Source organism: Dolomitihabitans soli (assembly GCF_022213955.1).
In the GTDB taxonomy this organism is placed as follows: Bacteria; Actinomycetota; Actinomycetes; order Streptosporangiales; family Streptosporangiaceae; genus Streptosporangium_A; species Streptosporangium_A soli.
Genome location: NZ_JAKNTW010000021.1, coordinates 59,694 through 74,624, shown reverse-complemented (window position 1 = coordinate 74,624; position 14,931 = coordinate 59,694). Strand labels below are relative to the sequence as shown.

General features: G+C 67.2%; 14 protein-coding genes and 1 pseudogene. 3 read left to right on the top strand and 12 right to left on the bottom strand.

Annotation, left to right across the window (positions count from 1 at the left end; genetic code table 11):
* Positions 1 to 7: 7 nt before the first annotated feature.
* The 6 genes from MBA17_RS33210 to MBA17_RS33185 form a co-directional block, all read right to left on the bottom strand.
* Entirely contained in the window at positions 8 to 181 is a 174-nt protein-coding gene (locus MBA17_RS33210) for a M48 family metallopeptidase (protein ID WP_238501038.1), read from the bottom strand.
* A 60-nt stretch (positions 182 to 241) separates the two neighbouring features.
* Positions 242 to 577 (bottom strand): NAD(P)-binding protein, encoded by a 336-nt coding sequence (locus MBA17_RS33205; protein ID WP_238501036.1) that lies wholly within the window; start codon positions 575 to 577, stop codon positions 242 to 244.
* A gap of 206 nt (positions 578 to 783) precedes the next feature.
* Complete coding sequence (locus MBA17_RS33200) at positions 784 to 1,017, bottom strand: superinfection immunity protein (protein WP_238501034.1); 234 nt, start codon at positions 1,015 to 1,017, stop codon at positions 784 to 786.
* A gap of 25 nt (positions 1,018 to 1,042) precedes the next feature.
* Entirely contained in the window at positions 1,043 to 1,708 is a 666-nt protein-coding gene (locus tag MBA17_RS33195) for a hypothetical protein (RefSeq protein ID WP_238501032.1), read from the bottom strand.
* Entirely contained in the window at positions 1,671 to 2,708 is a 1,038-nt protein-coding gene (locus tag MBA17_RS33190; protein WP_238501031.1) for a toprim domain-containing protein, read from the bottom strand. The genes MBA17_RS33195 and MBA17_RS33190 overlap by 38 nt, the downstream gene beginning before the upstream one ends.
* 4 nt (positions 2,709 to 2,712) lie before the next feature.
* On the bottom strand, positions 2,713 to 3,576 hold the full coding sequence (locus MBA17_RS33185) for a DUF2637 domain-containing protein (RefSeq protein ID WP_238501030.1): 864 nt from the start codon (positions 3,574 to 3,576) through the stop codon (positions 2,713 to 2,715).
* Between the two features lie 1,261 nt (positions 3,577 to 4,837).
* On the opposite strand from MBA17_RS33185, the gene MBA17_RS33180 reads away from it, so the two are divergent.
* Positions 4,838 to 5,119, top strand: coding sequence for a winged helix-turn-helix domain-containing protein (locus MBA17_RS33180; RefSeq protein ID WP_238501028.1), 282 nt, complete (start codon positions 4,838 to 4,840; stop codon positions 5,117 to 5,119).
* A 1,560-nt stretch (positions 5,120 to 6,679) separates the two neighbouring features.
* Here MBA17_RS33180 and MBA17_RS33175 read toward each other — a convergent pair.
* Positions 6,680 to 7,138 carry a hypothetical protein gene (locus tag MBA17_RS33175; RefSeq protein WP_238501027.1) on the bottom strand — a complete coding sequence of 153 codons (459 nt, stop codon included), beginning with the start codon at positions 7,136 to 7,138 and terminating at the stop codon, positions 6,680 to 6,682.
* A gap of 952 nt (positions 7,139 to 8,090) precedes the next feature.
* Positions 8,091 to 8,729: a DUF6461 domain-containing protein gene (locus tag MBA17_RS33170; protein WP_238501026.1), complete on the bottom strand. Its 639-nt coding sequence runs from the start codon at positions 8,727 to 8,729 to the stop codon at positions 8,091 to 8,093.
* A 292-nt stretch (positions 8,730 to 9,021) separates the two neighbouring features.
* Here MBA17_RS33170 and MBA17_RS33165 point away from each other — a divergent pair, with 292 nt between their 5' ends.
* Positions 9,022 to 9,438 (top strand): hypothetical protein, encoded by a 417-nt coding sequence (locus MBA17_RS33165; RefSeq protein ID WP_238501025.1) that lies wholly within the window; start codon positions 9,022 to 9,024, stop codon positions 9,436 to 9,438.
* Positions 9,435 to 9,710, top strand: coding sequence for a hypothetical protein (locus MBA17_RS33160; RefSeq protein ID WP_238501024.1), 276 nt, complete (start codon positions 9,435 to 9,437; stop codon positions 9,708 to 9,710). The genes MBA17_RS33165 and MBA17_RS33160 overlap by 4 nt, the downstream gene beginning before the upstream one ends.
* 132 nt (positions 9,711 to 9,842) lie before the next feature.
* Here the strand turns inward: MBA17_RS33160 and MBA17_RS50645 are convergent.
* The 4 genes and pseudogenes from MBA17_RS50645 to MBA17_RS33145 all read right to left on the bottom strand — a co-directional run.
* Positions 9,843 to 10,013: pseudogene (locus MBA17_RS50645) on the bottom strand (molybdopterin cofactor-binding domain-containing protein); the annotation flags it as partial.
* Between the two features lie 12 nt (positions 10,014 to 10,025).
* Positions 10,026 to 11,783, bottom strand: coding sequence for an ABC transporter ATP-binding protein (locus MBA17_RS33155; RefSeq protein WP_238501023.1), 1,758 nt, complete (start codon positions 11,781 to 11,783; stop codon positions 10,026 to 10,028).
* Between the two features lie 15 nt (positions 11,784 to 11,798).
* Positions 11,799 to 13,520, bottom strand: a complete 1,722-nt coding sequence (locus MBA17_RS33150; RefSeq protein ID WP_238501021.1) for an ABC transporter ATP-binding protein/permease — start codon at positions 13,518 to 13,520, stop codon at positions 11,799 to 11,801.
* On the bottom strand, positions 13,517 to 14,923 hold the full coding sequence (locus tag MBA17_RS33145; protein ID WP_238501020.1) for a nitroreductase family protein: 1,407 nt from the start codon (positions 14,921 to 14,923) through the stop codon (positions 13,517 to 13,519). Before MBA17_RS33145 ends, MBA17_RS33150 begins: the two co-directional genes overlap by 4 nt.
* Between the last annotated feature and the right edge of the window lie 8 nt (positions 14,924 to 14,931).

The window sequence follows — 14,931 nt, the reverse complement described above, 5'->3', positions numbered from 1 at the left end:
AGCCAGATCAGCGGCGGTAACCGGCCATGGCCTCCAACCGTGCGATCCGGTCGGCGATCGGTGGGTGGGTGGAGAAGAGCCTCCCGATGCCCCCGCCACGGAACGGATTGGCGATCATGAGGTGCGAGGTCGAGGAGAGCCGGCCGGTCTCCCGGCAGCGGCAGTTGCCGGGTGCCCGCACTCGAACGGTGTCGCCGCGTAGTAGACGCCAGATCCTTCGAATTTCTCCAGATGGGGAACGTCAAGCTTCCGATAGCGGGCGCCGGTCGCGATGATCACGGCGTGGGCCTTCACGGCGCACTCGCCCTCCACGATGATGCCGTACCCGCGGTTCCAGCCCACTCGCCTCGGCGGGGACCGTCAGGCGGGCGCCGAACTTGCCTGCCTGGATGACGGCACGCTCGGCGAGCTCGGCGCCCGAGACGCCCGTGGGAAAGCCGAGATAGTTGTCTATGCGGGACGAGGTGCCCGCCTGACCGCCCGCAGCTACGGCATCGAGCACGACGGTTGTCAGGCCGTCAGAGGCCGCGTACACGCCGGCGGCGAGGCCTGCGGGTCCCGCGCCTACGACGATCACATCGCATACGGCGTCGCCCGACGCGGGGACAGGCACATTCGCCATTCAGGCAGGCCCGATGGGCCACGCGCGTGCCCGATCCGTGCCCGCAAGCAGCCATCGAGCAACCACACGAGGTTTTCTGCTCGCACAGGCTCCAGCCAGGCCGAGAAAGCCCAGGTCAGATGGGGTATTAGTGGTGGGGCGCCAGGGGCTCAACCCTGAACCTACAGATAAAAGTAGTTGGGCGGGCGATCCGACTTCGTGGGGAGCATGAAGGCGCCGATCAACGCGGCCGGCCAGCCGATGCACGTCGTTCCACCGATGAGGTTCACCACGACCAGCAGCCAGAAGTATTCGACGCCACGGACGAGGCCGATCAGGCTGGGCAGGATGTACAGCACCACCAGGAGCAGGATCAGCAGGACCCAGAAGGCAGCATTGCCGGCGAGAGCGTCCACGTTTCATCATTGCGTAGTCGGTCGATTACACGCCGCGATTCTGTCCTGGATGCTGGGTGGAGCTTGGCGAGCGAGTGCCGGATGGGGTGGCGCTGCGATCCGTGGCAGCGCGGACGGATGCACCGACATTGTGCGGGAAATCGGCCTGTGCCAGGCGCGCCGCTTGCGGGCTTTCTTTCGCTGAGAGTACGGCCGCGCGTGCCGGCGCCGGATCACCTGTCCGCACGTTCGGGTCGCGCGTGAAGAACGGCGCCGCCTTCTGCATGGCCTCAACCGCTCCCAGTCCGTCGGAGCGGAGACGGTCGTAGTGCTCCATCGCATGCGGGTGGAGCTCGCGCAGCCGCTCCTCGCATTTGCGTACGGCGTGGGCGGCGCTGACGTCGCTGTCCACGTACGGCACCGCACCGCCCCACGCTCGAGCCACCTGCGCCATATCAGCGGTTCTCAACCATTTCGAATCGTGGGCGGGAGCCCACCGCAGACGATGCGCCTGCTGGGCCGCCCTTTGCTGATCCCGGTTGGCGTGCGCCGACCCTTCGGCCTGCTCGGTACGTAGCCGTTCTCGCTCCGCCCGGATCTGGGCGAAGATCTGGATGAAGGTCGCGCCGATGGAGGTCAGCCGCACGGCCCGCCCGAGGCCTTCGCCGGTCGCTTCACCGAGTGGGTCGGCGTGGTGCTCGAATGCGTTCATCGTGTCTTCTCCCCTTGGTGGGTACGGATGTGCCGCCGGGCGTCGGGACGTTGGGAAAGTCGACCTTGGCCAGCGGTGGGGCGACGAGATCGGTGACGGCTTCGGTCACCGCGTCGCAGCCCAGGCCGAGGCGCGTGGCCACTCGATCGACTTGCCGGGCGACGTCGTCAGGACGCAGGCGGACGATGACCGTGGCGGCCTCTCGCATCGCCCCGATTGTTCCCTCCGCGAAGTGCAGGGAACCGCTCCAGCGGTCGATCGTGGCATCGATGACCAGGTCGGCCAGCGGCTGGGTTCGGTGACGCAGAGCCGTACCCAGCTCGCCGCGGCGCAGCAGGTCGGCCGGATCGCGGCCGTCGGGGAAGCGTACGGCGTCGGCGTCGAGCACCTTGTAGGCCCTGATCGCCGCTGCGAGCCCCGCGGGATCACCGTCGAGCGCGATGACGACCTTCTGATCGGAGACCTGCGCGAGCGCGTCCACCTGGTGTGGGGTGAGTGCTGTGCCGCACAGGGCTGTACCTGCGAATTCTGTGGGTGCCGTGATGGTGATCGCGATGGCGTCCAGCGGTCCTTCGACGAGAACGGGACGGACGCCGTGCCGTACCCGATCGAGCCCGAACAGGGTGCTGCCTTTGTGGTAGATCGGCGTTTCGGGGCTGTTGAGATACTTCGGCTCGCCGCTTGCGGATCTGCCGATGAAGGCGATGGTGGTTGCGTCGGGCCGTGTGATCGGCAGCATGGCGCGGTCGCGGAAGGTGTCGATGAGCCCGCCGCGTTTGGGCTCGTAGGCCAGTCCTGAGCTCTTGATCGCGCTGTCTGGGAATCCGAGACCGCGTAGGTGATCGGTGAGGTCGGTCCACCGGTTGGGGGCGTACCCGATTCGCCAGTCGTGCTGGACGGCCTCGTCGAAGCCTCGCGCGGTCAGGTAATCGGGGACCCAGCTGCCGGGGCGGCGTGAGAGGTAGAACCGCTCAGCCTCCTGGTGAATCGTGTAGAGCATTCGCCTACACCGATTCCCGGGTTGGCCGGAGCCCGACGGCGGTGGCGAGCCAGCGCAGACGTTCGTTGGCGATGCGGTGACCCTGGGCGCGAAGTCGGGCCGCGAGGTCCATCTGGCTGAGCCGTACTCCGTCGTGCTCGGCTTCGGCGAGGATCTTCTGGGCGGCCTCGATCAGCGCGTCGTCCCGTTCGGCGATCGGCAACTGTGGTTCAGGGAGGTCCTCGGGGAACGCGGTCCGAGCTGGGTGCAACTGCAGGGCTACCCGATCGGAGAGCGGCGCCTTCCAGCGCCATAGCCACCGGCCGTGCTCTTCCTTGAGCCGGGACACGGCGAGCAGGTGGACGTATTCGAGTTCGAGGCCGTTGGGGTATTTGGTGATGTTCCACAGCACCATGCGCCGCCAGAGCATCCAGCTCGACAGTGGTGCCAGCGCCCATCGGGAGAGCGGGACGCGTTCGCGGCGGGTGTTGGTGGTCAGGCCGACCCAGCGGCGGATGAGGTGCCGGATCCCTTCGACCACCGTGACGAACAGGAGGGGCATCGCCGCGTGCATGACGGCGGCGGCCGGGTCGCCGTGCGCGGCGGAGATGTTGAGCACGACGGTGGCGGCGATGAAGCTCCAGGCGACCCAGCGCAGTACCGGCCAGGCCAGGCCGGCGAACTCCATCAGCAGGTCCCAGGCCAGCAGCGCGATGATGCCCACGTCGATTCCGACCGGGACGATCCACGACCAGGCGCCGAACCAGGGCTGCGCGAGCTTGCTGATGGTGCCGAAGGAGCCGATGCCGCCGAGGACGGCCAAGGCCAGCAACAGCGGGGCGACCAGGCACGTGGCGATGGTTATGGCGCGGCCGAGGTGACCGGTCATGGCCGTCGGGCTCCCGCCAGACAGCGGGCCGTAATGGCGATCTCGTCGTCGCCGGCTGAGGAGAGGATCCGGCCGCTGGGGGTGACGAAGGCGTACACGCCTTCGGCTCCCGCGCACAGTACGGAGGTGGTGGTCAGCTTGAGTAGCCAGCGGTCGTGACGCAGTCTTCACCTCAGTCTCATGGGCGACCGTCACCGTGTGGTGGCTGTAGGGTCCAATGCCTCGCCTAGTCAGCTGAGACGTAAGTTCATCAATCATTCAGTTCGGGCGGTAGTCCCTATGACTATCGCCGACGTCCATGGGATCTTCCCCGGGGTGTCTGCGCACATCAATAAGGCTGGTTACATACCAGCGACGCCTGTGGTATCCCCAGGCGAGGTATCCAAGCTATTTGTACTATGGCTCGACGATGAGCAATTGCAGGCATTAGACGCGACTGAGCCTAACTACTATCGCCACTCATTGCCTGATTCCTTCTACGTGCAGCTTCCTCCGGGTCAACGCCTTTCATCATGCTACGCCTACGTCGGCAGGCATGGCTGTATGGCAGAGGCCGGATCGCCTCGACGTCTGATCAACCAGCGCGCGCTCATCAAGGGATTACTCGACTCTTCGGCAGTGCTGCGGAATCTCTGTGGAACAACTCCCGAGGATTTTGTGTCATTGGTCGTAGATCCTGTAATTCGAGAGTCCGCTTATCAGGTCTTTCGTGAAGAAGATTGGGTAAGGACGCAGCCTGAGCTACTGGCTCTAAGGCGGAATCACTAAGACTGGCCCATCCAGCTGGCGCGTTGGTGACGCTCGCTTGGCCGCTGACCAGCAATGGATGCCCCACGGAGCACCCCCGGATAACCCCCCCGCGGGGGAAGGTGCGGCCCCGCCATCTGCCGGCCACTCCATGTCGGGCAAGCAGACGGCGGGACCTTTCCTACCTGGGAGGTGACGCTCCCTGAGCAGGACAATCGGGGGGTGTTGCCCTATGCGGGCCGTACACGCCGAACCTGTACTCAGCTTTAGGGCACTGGGTCGGCGGAATCTTGGCACCTTGGGGAGCGATGCTCACCCAGAGCAGGCCGATGTACACGCTGTACGCCCTGATGACCGGAGTCTCACAGGCGATGCAGACGCTGTCTGTGCCCGCTACCTCGTTCAGGGGGTGCCCGCTCATCCATCGATCGTATGACGCGGTATAGAGCGGTGTACAGCGGCATGCCGCTACCTGCCTGTTTGTGCAGCTCAAGGCCGCTCTAACGTGATCTCTATGGGAGATGACCAGGGCGTTCCACCGTTCGACCCTGAGGGCGCGGTGTACGTCTACGCGGCGATGGCCGACCATATCGCCGCACGCATCGACGCCGGCGAACTCCGCCCAGCCTCGCGTCTACCGGGTGAGCGTGCTCTGGCTGAGGAGTACGGCGTAGCGCTCGGCACCGTACGACGCGCGATGGTGGAACTCCGCGAGCGCGGTCTGATCGTGACGCTGCCCGCCAAAGGAACCTTCATCGGCGAGCGCGGCGGAAAGTCCCCTATGGGGCCATCCTGACGGGGGACTGCTAGGTGCTAGATGCCAGGTCAACGGTCGGTTTCGACGCTAGCGGGGGTGCTAGACCTAGCGGTTCAGGGTGCTAGGTCTAGCGGCACCTTGAGACGCCACATTTGGGTGTCACGGAGGTCTCCCTGTAACTCTCCCACGTGGCACCCCAGCTCTCACGAGAGCGCCACGGGGGCGTTCACGGCGGTTGTCGCCTACGGGCCTCTAGGCCCTAGACCGCAGGTGGATCACGGAATCAGCCTCTAGAGGAGCCTCTAGGTCTAGAGGCGTCAGGGTCTAGACCTAGAGACGTGAAGACCAATCCAGAAGGGTCGCTTCGCGCGCTCTCTACGCGTTCCGCGCGATGGGCAACCTCCCGCGCGCCATCTGGCCATGTGCGTCGGGCTTCACCACCGCCGTGCAGGGGTAGCGGTAGCGGAGCGCCATCCCTCGAAGGAGGGCCAGGGGATGGTTCTGTGTCGTCTACGGCGTGTGCCGCTACCCGCTACCTTCGGTCGTTTCCGCACGTCGCTCCGGTAGCGGCTGCGGTAGCGATGCCGCTACCTGGTAGCGGCTGAGTTACCTCCCCAGCCCGCCGATATCAGCGCTCTCAGGGGTCCGCAGCTGGGCGAGAGACTCCGACTCAACTCAGCTAACTCGCTAACTTCCCCGAGGTCGGCATGGGTTACGGAGCCATTGGGACTGGGGTTAGCGATCTAACTCCCCTCTGGCGGCCTAACTTGGCCGACGTGGTGCTCGGGGCCGACGCCTTCCCCGCGTGACTCACGCAGAACGGCCCCTGAACGCCTCTGGGGGAGTAGCCGGCGGGTTGGTCTGGATGGCGCGCACGGCTGCGCGTGGGATGCATCCCCCAAGCATTTGATCTTGCTGCCAGGGGTGCCAGGCGGGATGCCAGGTCGAATTCAGGGGGGTGCCAGCGGGGGTGCCACGAGGGGTGCCAGGGCGGGTGCCAGAAGTGCGGGCACTCCATTGACCTGTAACTCCCCCACCCCCCGTCTCTGGCACCCGCGAGAGGTGCCATGAATCCTAAGTTTCCATGCGACACGGCGGCTATGCGCGAGTCGCCTTGAAGAGCGTCCCGGGCCGTCTCGCCTCGCCGGATGCAGGTGGCTAGTAGCTGGGGAGAACGGGTCTAACAATCAGACACAAGTCTCAAAACCCCCCATAAAGTCGCATCCATTGCAAGTGTGTCCAAAATGAAACTGATCGCTATCACCCATTGATAATCGGGATTATCAATGGGTCTGAGCAGCACACTTATATGGGGCGTCATGCTTTTGACCTGCAAGTTTGGGCAGAAGGTGTACGTACACCCAAACGCTAAATGCCTGTACAATAAACGACCCTTTTCGACAGATTGATCTGCCGTGGAGGCGTCGTACTCCCGTTATAGTCGATCTAATACCGCTCGTAGGAGCCGGTTGTAGGTGCGGTTGTCCGGGCTGAGGATCTGGTTGTCTGAGGGTTGTTTGATCGGTGCGTGGACGTCGATTCGCGCCCGTGCAGGAGGCGGCCACCACTGATCATGAGATGGCGCTCAGCTACAACCGGTCATTTCCCGTTCCATTCGAGCCACTTTTGATGGGACCCCTCCCTGTTCATCCAGGCGACCTTGTAGGTGCAGTAGGGGGAGGGGGCGCTCGTGACCTTCAGCGCGCCCGTGTACGAGGTACCGTCGATGTCCACATCAGAGTGGCCGTTCGGGCAGGCAGAAGGGTTGCCGACCCGCCCGAATGACAGGGTGTAGGTCTTGTTGAGGTTGCTGCTCGGGTTAGACGTGCGGCCCCACCGGTACCACGATCCCTTGTACTTGCCCATGCGGAGCTGGAGCCGCGCGCCGCTGGGTGCCACGTACTCCTTGAATGTGCGCACGTCGGTGGCCTTGGTGGGCGCGTCGTAGTTAAAGCTCGCCGCCGCCGCCGCGCTGGGGTTGGCGACGACGAAGGTGGCCGCGATGAGCGCGCCGACCGCGGCCGTGCCGAATGCCTTAGGCAGGCTCTTGAACTTCACGAGATGGATCCTCCATGTGATCGGCTCTGGACTGCCGCCGGCGGCCGACCAGGTCGGTGACAGCTCCAGCCAGGCTAGAGACCGCCGGTATGTCTTCGGTATATCGCGCGATCCTGCCCCCGGACGATGGACCTCCTGGAGCTCACAATGGTCAGGAACTTCAATCGGTCAGTCGTCAGCGTTGGTGGCTTTTGATAATCAAATCCCGCTATATTTGGAAAGCGGAATCGGCGATATCTCCCGCGCGGCGCTTGTTCTAACTCACTTTGAGCACAGCCATCTTCCGGCTATTCGCTGAGATCACCTCACTGGCTCTCGCATGGATCGGCTTCACCGGAACCGATATCAAGCAGGTCATGAGCCAGGTCTCAGCTCTGGTTGCGATGTACGTGATCAAGTAGCCACCCGGTCCACATGCATAACAGAGACGCGTTGCGCGTATCTCAGTAACGTGCTGATGCGGCATCCGTCGTACCAACCGAAGGCCGCTACGACGGATGCCGTTACGGTGTGCGGCTACCGAGTGACCAACCGAGTGACAACCGCCATGGATGCTCGCGGCCGTTGGCAAACAACGGTGGACAGTTGCTGTGGAAGGGGTGGGGGTGGCGACGATGTCGAGTCGATGCCGTGATTGCTTCACACCGAAGAGGTCACTGGTTTGATCCCCAGTATCGCCCACCATATATCTCCAGGTCACAGGCCGGACCGCGTGTCGCGGGTCCGGCCTTCTTGATTATCTGACCCCCATTTGCCCCCGGGACCAGACGTCACTCGCCATCCCGGGCCGTCAGCGGGGCCGCTGGATCGGGTTGTTCCGGCATCGGCGTGGTCGTGGAGTTGAACCGCCATAAGTGGTCTTGACGCTGTGAGGCTGGCTCCCGTCGGGAGAAGACTACGGCCGCGATCTACAATGTAAAGGCGTTGGGCTGGTGGCAAACGCCTCTCGTGCTCACTGACTGATGGAGCCGACGAGCAGGGGCCGGCTGAGGATGTCAGGGGTGAGCACTACGCCGGTGATCTTGGCTGCCAGACAGAACGCCCGTGAGATCCCGTTGGCGTATAAGTCATCCCATGCCGCCTGTTCCGCATCGTCGGCCAGTGCGTCCGGCGGGAAGCCGGCTTCCCGCATGAGCTCGTTGATTTGATCCGGGTCGTCGCCCCATCGAATGTCCGGCTGGTGCGGGGCGAAGCTGGTGACGATCTGGCCGTCGACCGCATAGACGAAGCCGTGCTCGGCGTAGTCGTGCCGCCCTACGGCCACCAACTCGCACCCTGTTGACAGCCCAGCCGCCGTCTCGGACAGCATCGCCCTCCAGCCCGACAGTTCCAGGGCCACGCTCCACTCACCGACGGGGGCGACACCGACGTACCCGCCACCATCCCCGCCACCGGTCTCCAGCATGAACTTCTCGACCTTCTCGCTGAGCTCGTCGAAGGTCATCTCGCGCCCTGCGAGTCCGAAGCGGTGCAGCACCTCGGCGGGGTCGAGCCGGCGGAAGAAGGACACGCAGAAGATCTCGCCCAGCAGATCGTCGCGGTCTCCCGGCGAAGCTTCCAACCAACGGAACGGGGCGAGGGGGTCGGTCACAGGAACCTCCTTGATCGTTTCGCCATATGGTGGCATGCGGCGCCGACAAGAACGCCGGGCAATTCAGTGCGTGCCACCAGCAGGCATGTGCATGCCGCTGAGTCTTCGGGCAGGTTCGTGCCGGGCTGTGCCGTAGCGAAGCAAGATATGTCTAACGTCCCTTTATCTCTGGACCCGGCGGGGTCCGGCGATGCACGCTGCTGATCAGGGCGCGCCACGTTTCCGCAGCTGGGTGCGGGTGGTGCTGATCGGCAGGGACCGGGCGCGGTCCGTTCGGGGGATGTGATCGGGGATGCCTGATGAAGGCCAGGGGCCGGTGGTCGGGCCGGTGCGGCGGCGTCGGGAACGGCAGGGGGTGGCTCGGTCGCGGGTGGTGAAGTTCGTGTTGACCGAGGATGAGCACGCTGATGTGCAGGCCGCGGCGCAGCGGCTCGGGTTGGCGCGCGGGGCGTACGCGGCGCTGGCGGTGTTGGCGGCGGCGCGGGAGGTGGATCCGCCGATGCCGGATCCGTTGCGGGAGGCGTTGATCGTGTTGATGCGGGCCGGTAATCAGGTGCGGCGGATCGGGGTCAATCTGAATCAGGCGGTTGCGGCGTTGAACGCGACGGGTGAGGTGGCGGGGGATCTGGTTCCGTACGCTGCGGCGTGTGTGCGGACGGTGCGGAGGCTGGACGGAATCGCGGAAGCGGTGCGGAAGCAGTTGCGGTGATCGGGAAGGTGGTGCGTGGGTCCCGGGTGGAGGGGTTGATCTATTACCTGTATGGGCCGGGGCGGGCGAATGAGCATGTGGATCCGCATCTGGTGGCCGGATGGCGGCATCCGGCCGAGCTGGAGCCGGACCTGCGGCCGGATGGCACCCGTGATTTCCGGCGGTTGAACGGGTTGCTGAAGCAGCCGGTGGCCGCGCTCGGCGACCAGGGGTATGCCGAGCCGGTGTGGCATTGCGTCGCCCGCGCGGCAGGATCGCCTGATCGCATGTGATCGTGACCGGCGGGACCTCGCCGACCCTTCCAGTACCTGCGCGGCCGTCGAGAGCAGGCGGGGCAATCCCACGGTGCTGCTCACTGTGTCCTGCCTGTGGGGTCGAGGCCCAGGGCGGTCCTGTCGCTGGATGCCGAACACGGCGGCGAGCTCGGCCTGCGAACCCATGACCCACTGGGTCTTGTCCCAGACGGTGAGCCGATGGCCGCTCCATGGGGCGGTGGCGGCGTGCGGCTCCATCGGGTTGTGATGGTTGCGCGCCGTTCGATAGGTCAGGTCCATCCTAACGGCCGCGGAATGCAGGGAGCTGGCTATCTATCCGAGATGCCTCCCTCGCCCGTGTGACGCGCTGGTGGCCAGCAGCCGGCTCAGAGCGCCGTCGGTGGATGTGAGGGTGTCCCAGGTGCCTTCTTCGACCACCTGGCCGTTCTCGAGGACGGCGATGTGGTGGGCGCGGCGGATGGTGGCCGGGCGGTGCGCGATGACGATCGTGGTGGCGTCCCGCCCGATGAGCAGGCGGGCGAGTTCGGCGTCGCCGACGGTGTCCACGTGGGCGGTCGCTTCGTCGAGGATCAGGACTTTGGGGTCGGTGAGCAGGGCGCGGGCAAGCGCGACGCGGGCTCGTTGACCGCCGGAGAGGGTGGCGCCGCGTTCTCCGACGATGCTGTCGAGGCCGTTGGGCAAGGTGGCGGCGATCCGGTCGACACCACACTGCCTGATGACGCGGTTCAACAGGTCGTCATCGGCGTCGGGTGCCGCCAGCCGCAGGTTGTCGCGAAGCGAGCCGTGGAACAGGGAGGCGTCCTGGCCGACCAGCGCGACAGCGGAGCGCAGTTCGTTGTCGGTGAGATCGCGCAGGTCGACGGCTCTCTCCGTGGTGACGAGCTCGACTGTGCCGTCCGCGGGGTCCCAGAAGCGGGCCAGGAGGTGGGCAAGGGTGGTTTTTCCGGCTCCGGAGGCTCCGACAAGGGCGATGGTGCGGCGCGGTGGGACGGTAAGATTCAGGCCGCGCAGCACGGGGACGTCGCCGTAGGAGAAATGAAGGTTGCGCAGCCGGATGCTGACCGGGCCGTCGGGAAGCGGAATCGGCCGAGGCGGGGGCGGTGCGGTCGGCGGGGCGTCGATCGCGGCCATCACCCGTGCCGCGGCGGCGCGCAGGCTGCCGGCCTGGCGCAGGGCGTCGGCACCGGCGGCCACCGGTGCCAGGACGGAGACGGCCAGTGCCAGCGCGGCAGGAGCCCACGCGCCGTGCGGGCTGTCGCCCGCGGTCCCGATGGCGGCGATCACGGCGATCAGAGCCAGTACCACGAGGATGTCTTGAACAGCGAGGAAGGCGCCGTCGTGACGGGCCTCGGCGCGCTGTGCGAGAGCGAGTCGGCGGCTGGCGGCGGCGAGCTGCCGACGGCGGGGGCCGAGGGCGTTGTTGGCAAGTAGTTCACGGATGCCGTCCACGGTGTCGACGGCATCGGCCGAGAGACTGGCCATGGCGGTGCGGACCTGCTTCCCACGGACGGTACGGCCACGGTCGCCGAGCAGCGGATGCACCATCAGGGCGGCGGCCGCGGGCAGGACGGCAAGCGCCAGCCAGGGGTCGACCACGCCGAGCACAGCCGTACCGGAGACGAAGACCAGTCCGGAGGCGAACAACTGAGCGGTGGTGTGGGCGTAGAAGAACTCAAGTGTCTCGATGTCGTTCATCGCGGTCGCCGCCAGGTCACCGCTACGGCGACCGGCGATGCGGGCGGGCGCGCTGCGGGCGAGACCGTCGTAGATGCGCACCCGCAACTCGGCGAGCACGCGGTAGGCCAGGTCGTGCGACAGGTCCATCTGCCGCCATGTCGCGACGGCCCGGAGCAGCACCAGCCCGCCGAGCATGCCGACGGTGGCAAGATCGGGTGCGGCGCGGTCGATGACGGCCCGTCCGACGATATGGGCCAGCCAGGTGATCAGGACGACGAGCGCGGCTTGGTCGATCAGGCAGGAGATGATCGTACGGGCGACCATTCGGCGGTGCGGCCGAAGCGCGGGGAGCAGCCCGCGCAGGACGCGCCGGGTGGGCGGTTGGGGGTTCATGGAACTCCTCGGCGATCAGTCGCGCAGGTCCGCAGTGGCCAGTGCGGCGTAGGTACCGCCCGCGACGGCCAGCGTCCGGTGGTCGCCGACGGCGTCGACACGGCCGCGGTCCAGGACCACGATCCGGTCGGCGTCCCGGACGGCGGCCAGGCGGTGGGCAATGATCAGGCAGGTCCGGCCTTGCGCGGCGCGGCGTAGCGCTCGGGTGATCTGGTGTTCGCGGTGTTCGTCCACCGCGCTGGTGGCCTCGTCCAGCACCAGGACCGGGGCGTCGCAGAGCAGGGCACGTGCGAGGGCCAGGCGTTGCCGCTGACCGCCCGAAAGGGTTGCGCCGCGTTCGCCCAAAACGGTCGCGTAACCGCCGGGGAGCGCGATGATCTCGTCGTGAATCCCGGCATCGCGGCAGGCGGCGATGAGCTGCTGGTCGGTGGCGTCGGGATCGGCCAGCCGCAGGTTGTCGGAGATGGAGGCGGCGAAGAGATAGGTCTCCTGGGAGACCACGGCGACGGTACGGCGCAGCGCGGCCAGAGACAGTTCGCGGATGTCGACGCCGTCGAGCGACACCGCCCCGGCATCAGGGTCGTGATGACGTTGCACGAGCGCCAGCAGCGTGGACTTTCCTGCGCCCGATGGACCCACCAGCGCGGTCGTACGGCCCGCTGGGCATTCGAAGCCGACGCCGTCGAGAGCAGGACGGTCGCTGCCCGGGTAGGTGAAGCGGACATCCGCGAACGACAGGGCAGGCGGCGACGGCCACGAGAGCGCGAGCGTGCCGGTGTCGGGCACGGCGGGCCGGGCGGTGCGCAGCGCGGCGATACCGTCGGCTGCGGAGAGACCCACGTATCCGGCGTGCCATTCCCTGGACAGGTCGCGCAACGGCCGGAAGCACTCGGAGGCGAGCGTCAGCAGCAGATAGGACTCGGCCCCGGTGGCGCGGCCGGTGGCGGCCGACACACAGGCCAACAGGACCGCGCCGAGCGTGCCCGCCTGGATGGCGATGTCGGTCAGGGCGGTGTCGACCAGCGAGACCCGGAGTTTGGCGACGATGGCCCGATGCAGCTGGCGTGACCGGATTTCCAGCCTTTGACGCCTACGGTGGACGGCTCCGGTGGCGCGCAGGGTGGGCATCTGCTGGAGCGCTTCCAGATAGTCGGCGGCCAAGTCCTCGTAGCTGTCCCAGTGCTCCTTGCCGCGTTCGGCCAGCGCGCGATCCCATAGCCGTGGAAGCAGGAGCGCCGAGGCCACGGCCGCGGTGAGGACGACGGCCGCCCACGCGTGGATGGTGGCGATCCACGTCAGGAGCGTGGGTGTGACCAGGCACACCACTGCGAACTGCGGTAGGTAGCGGGACAGGTAGATGTTGACGCCCTCGACACCGTCGACGACGGTCGCGCGCAGTGCTCCGGCGCGGGCGGCGGTGCTGTGGGCGGAGCCGAGGCGACCGACCTGGACGAGCAGTTCGTCGCGCAGGATCGACCGAATCCGCGCACCGGCGTCGGCGGCGGCCAGTCGCTGCCACCTGATGAGGAACACGCGCAGGAGCAGCACGGCGGCTACCGCGACGAGCAGGACGGACAGCCGGTCGGTGCGGTCACCGGCGATGTCGGCGAGGGTGAGGGCGAGCAGTGTGGCCTGGGCGATATGGGCGGCGGTGACCGCGGTGAGCAATGCGGTAGCGCGCACCAGCGTGGCCGGCGCGGTACGGGCAGCACGCAGCAGCTCGGGATGCAGCATCATCGGCGGTCGCTCCGGGAGTGAGACGGAGGGGAAGGTCGAAAGGGAGAAGCAAGCGCGAGACCGTGGATGACCCATCGCTGCCCAGCCGGGCCGCCGAGCGAGGCTCCCAGATCGGCGGCCTGCCAGGAGCCGATCGGCCGGGTGCGCAGACCAAGAGCGGTCGCGGTGAGCTCCGCGCAGGCGGCGGCGTAACCCGCGGCCAAATGCTCGACGCGTATCTGCTCGGCGGAAGCCGAGTCCGGGACTCCCTCGGCCAGGAGTACGGCTCCCGCTTGCGATAGCCAGCCTTGCCGAGCCGCCCATACGGCCAGCGTCGGCCGTGCCTCTCCACTGGCGATGGGGCGGAGCGCCTTCGGCTCTGAGGGATCGGCGGTCACCAGGCCCGGGGGCATGCCGACGGCGGCACACCAGGCCGGACCGTACGGGCCGGCGTTGATTGCTGCGGACAACACGGCGGCGAGAGCGCCGGGATCTGGCTGCCCGTGCAGGGGCGGTGGTGCGCTGCGGCGGTTGGCGATGGCCTGCGCCAAGGACGACTTCTCGCCACTGAACGAGGATTCGGCTGGCCACCAGATGGCGGGGGCGGTGGTGCGGGACAAGGCGATCAGCACCGCTCCGGCGCGATGCCCGGCCGGACTCGGCGCGGGGCCGGTTGCCGGGCGCGTCGCCAACGGCTCGGCGGCCCAAGTGGTGAGCGGGCAGGGGGTGAGGTGGCCGGGTTGATCGGCCGGGGTGCGGACCGTGATGTGCACGGCGGCCAGCGAATGTTCCGCTGTGGTACCCGCCCATGTGGCGTTCCACCGGTCGGGCCCGGGCAGCCCGGCGGCAGCGGCCAGCCTCGCCGCGTTGACGTTCAGTGTCAGCCGGGCATGGTGGCCGTGGGCGATTGCGGCCATGGCCAGGGCGGCCACGGCGTGTCCGGTGTCCAGGAGCAGCAGTGGCCAGGCGCGGTGGCCGTAATGGGAGGCGGTTCGCTGGACGGTCACGGTGAGCACGGCGACCATCCCGCGAGGGGCATTGGCCGGTGCGGGGCCGCGCCGGAAAGCCCGGTGCTCCAGTGGGTCGTACGCATAGCGTCCTGGCGGCACCGAACACCCCGGGCCGACCAGTAGATGGGCGTTGACCGGGTGCAGCCCGCCGGCAGACGCTGCGGGTCGCAGCCGCGTCGAGACGCCGTCGCCAGGGTCGACCGGCTCGGCCGTACGGTCGACCGGTCCGGCCTTGAGGGAGGTCGCCAGCAGGTGTCCCAGGTCGAGAGCACCTCCCTCGGCCGCGAGATCGGTCGGCTCGCCGGCCCAGGATTGTCTGGCCGGGCCTGCGGAGGTGTCCGGGTCGACCGGCCGGGTGGAACGGGCCTCGGCGAGCGCCTCGGCGACCAGCCGGTCGGTGGATGTGGCGGTCATGCTCGGGC

Coding starts and splice junctions, on each gene's coding strand:
- MBA17_RS33145 (WP_238501020.1), bottom strand. CDS start 14,923: ATGACCGCCACATCCACCGACCGGCTGGTCGCCGAGGCGCTCGCCGAG.
- MBA17_RS33150 (WP_238501021.1), bottom strand. CDS start 13,520: ATGATGCTGCATCCCGAGCTGCTGCGTGCTGCCCGTACCGCGCCGGCC.
- MBA17_RS33155 (WP_238501023.1), bottom strand. CDS start 11,783: ATGAACCCCCAACCGCCCACCCGGCGCGTCCTGCGCGGGCTGCTCCCC.
- MBA17_RS33185 (WP_238501030.1), bottom strand. CDS start 3,576: ATGACCGGTCACCTCGGCCGCGCCATAACCATCGCCACGTGCCTGGTC.
- MBA17_RS33190 (WP_238501031.1), bottom strand. CDS start 2,708: ATGCTCTACACGATTCACCAGGAGGCTGAGCGGTTCTACCTCTCACGC.
- MBA17_RS33195 (WP_238501032.1), bottom strand. CDS start 1,708: ATGAACGCATTCGAGCACCACGCCGACCCACTCGGTGAAGCGACCGGC.
- MBA17_RS33180 (WP_238501028.1), top strand. CDS start 4,838: ATGGGAGATGACCAGGGCGTTCCACCGTTCGACCCTGAGGGCGCGGTG.
- MBA17_RS33165 (WP_238501025.1), top strand. CDS start 9,022: ATGCCTGATGAAGGCCAGGGGCCGGTGGTCGGGCCGGTGCGGCGGCGT.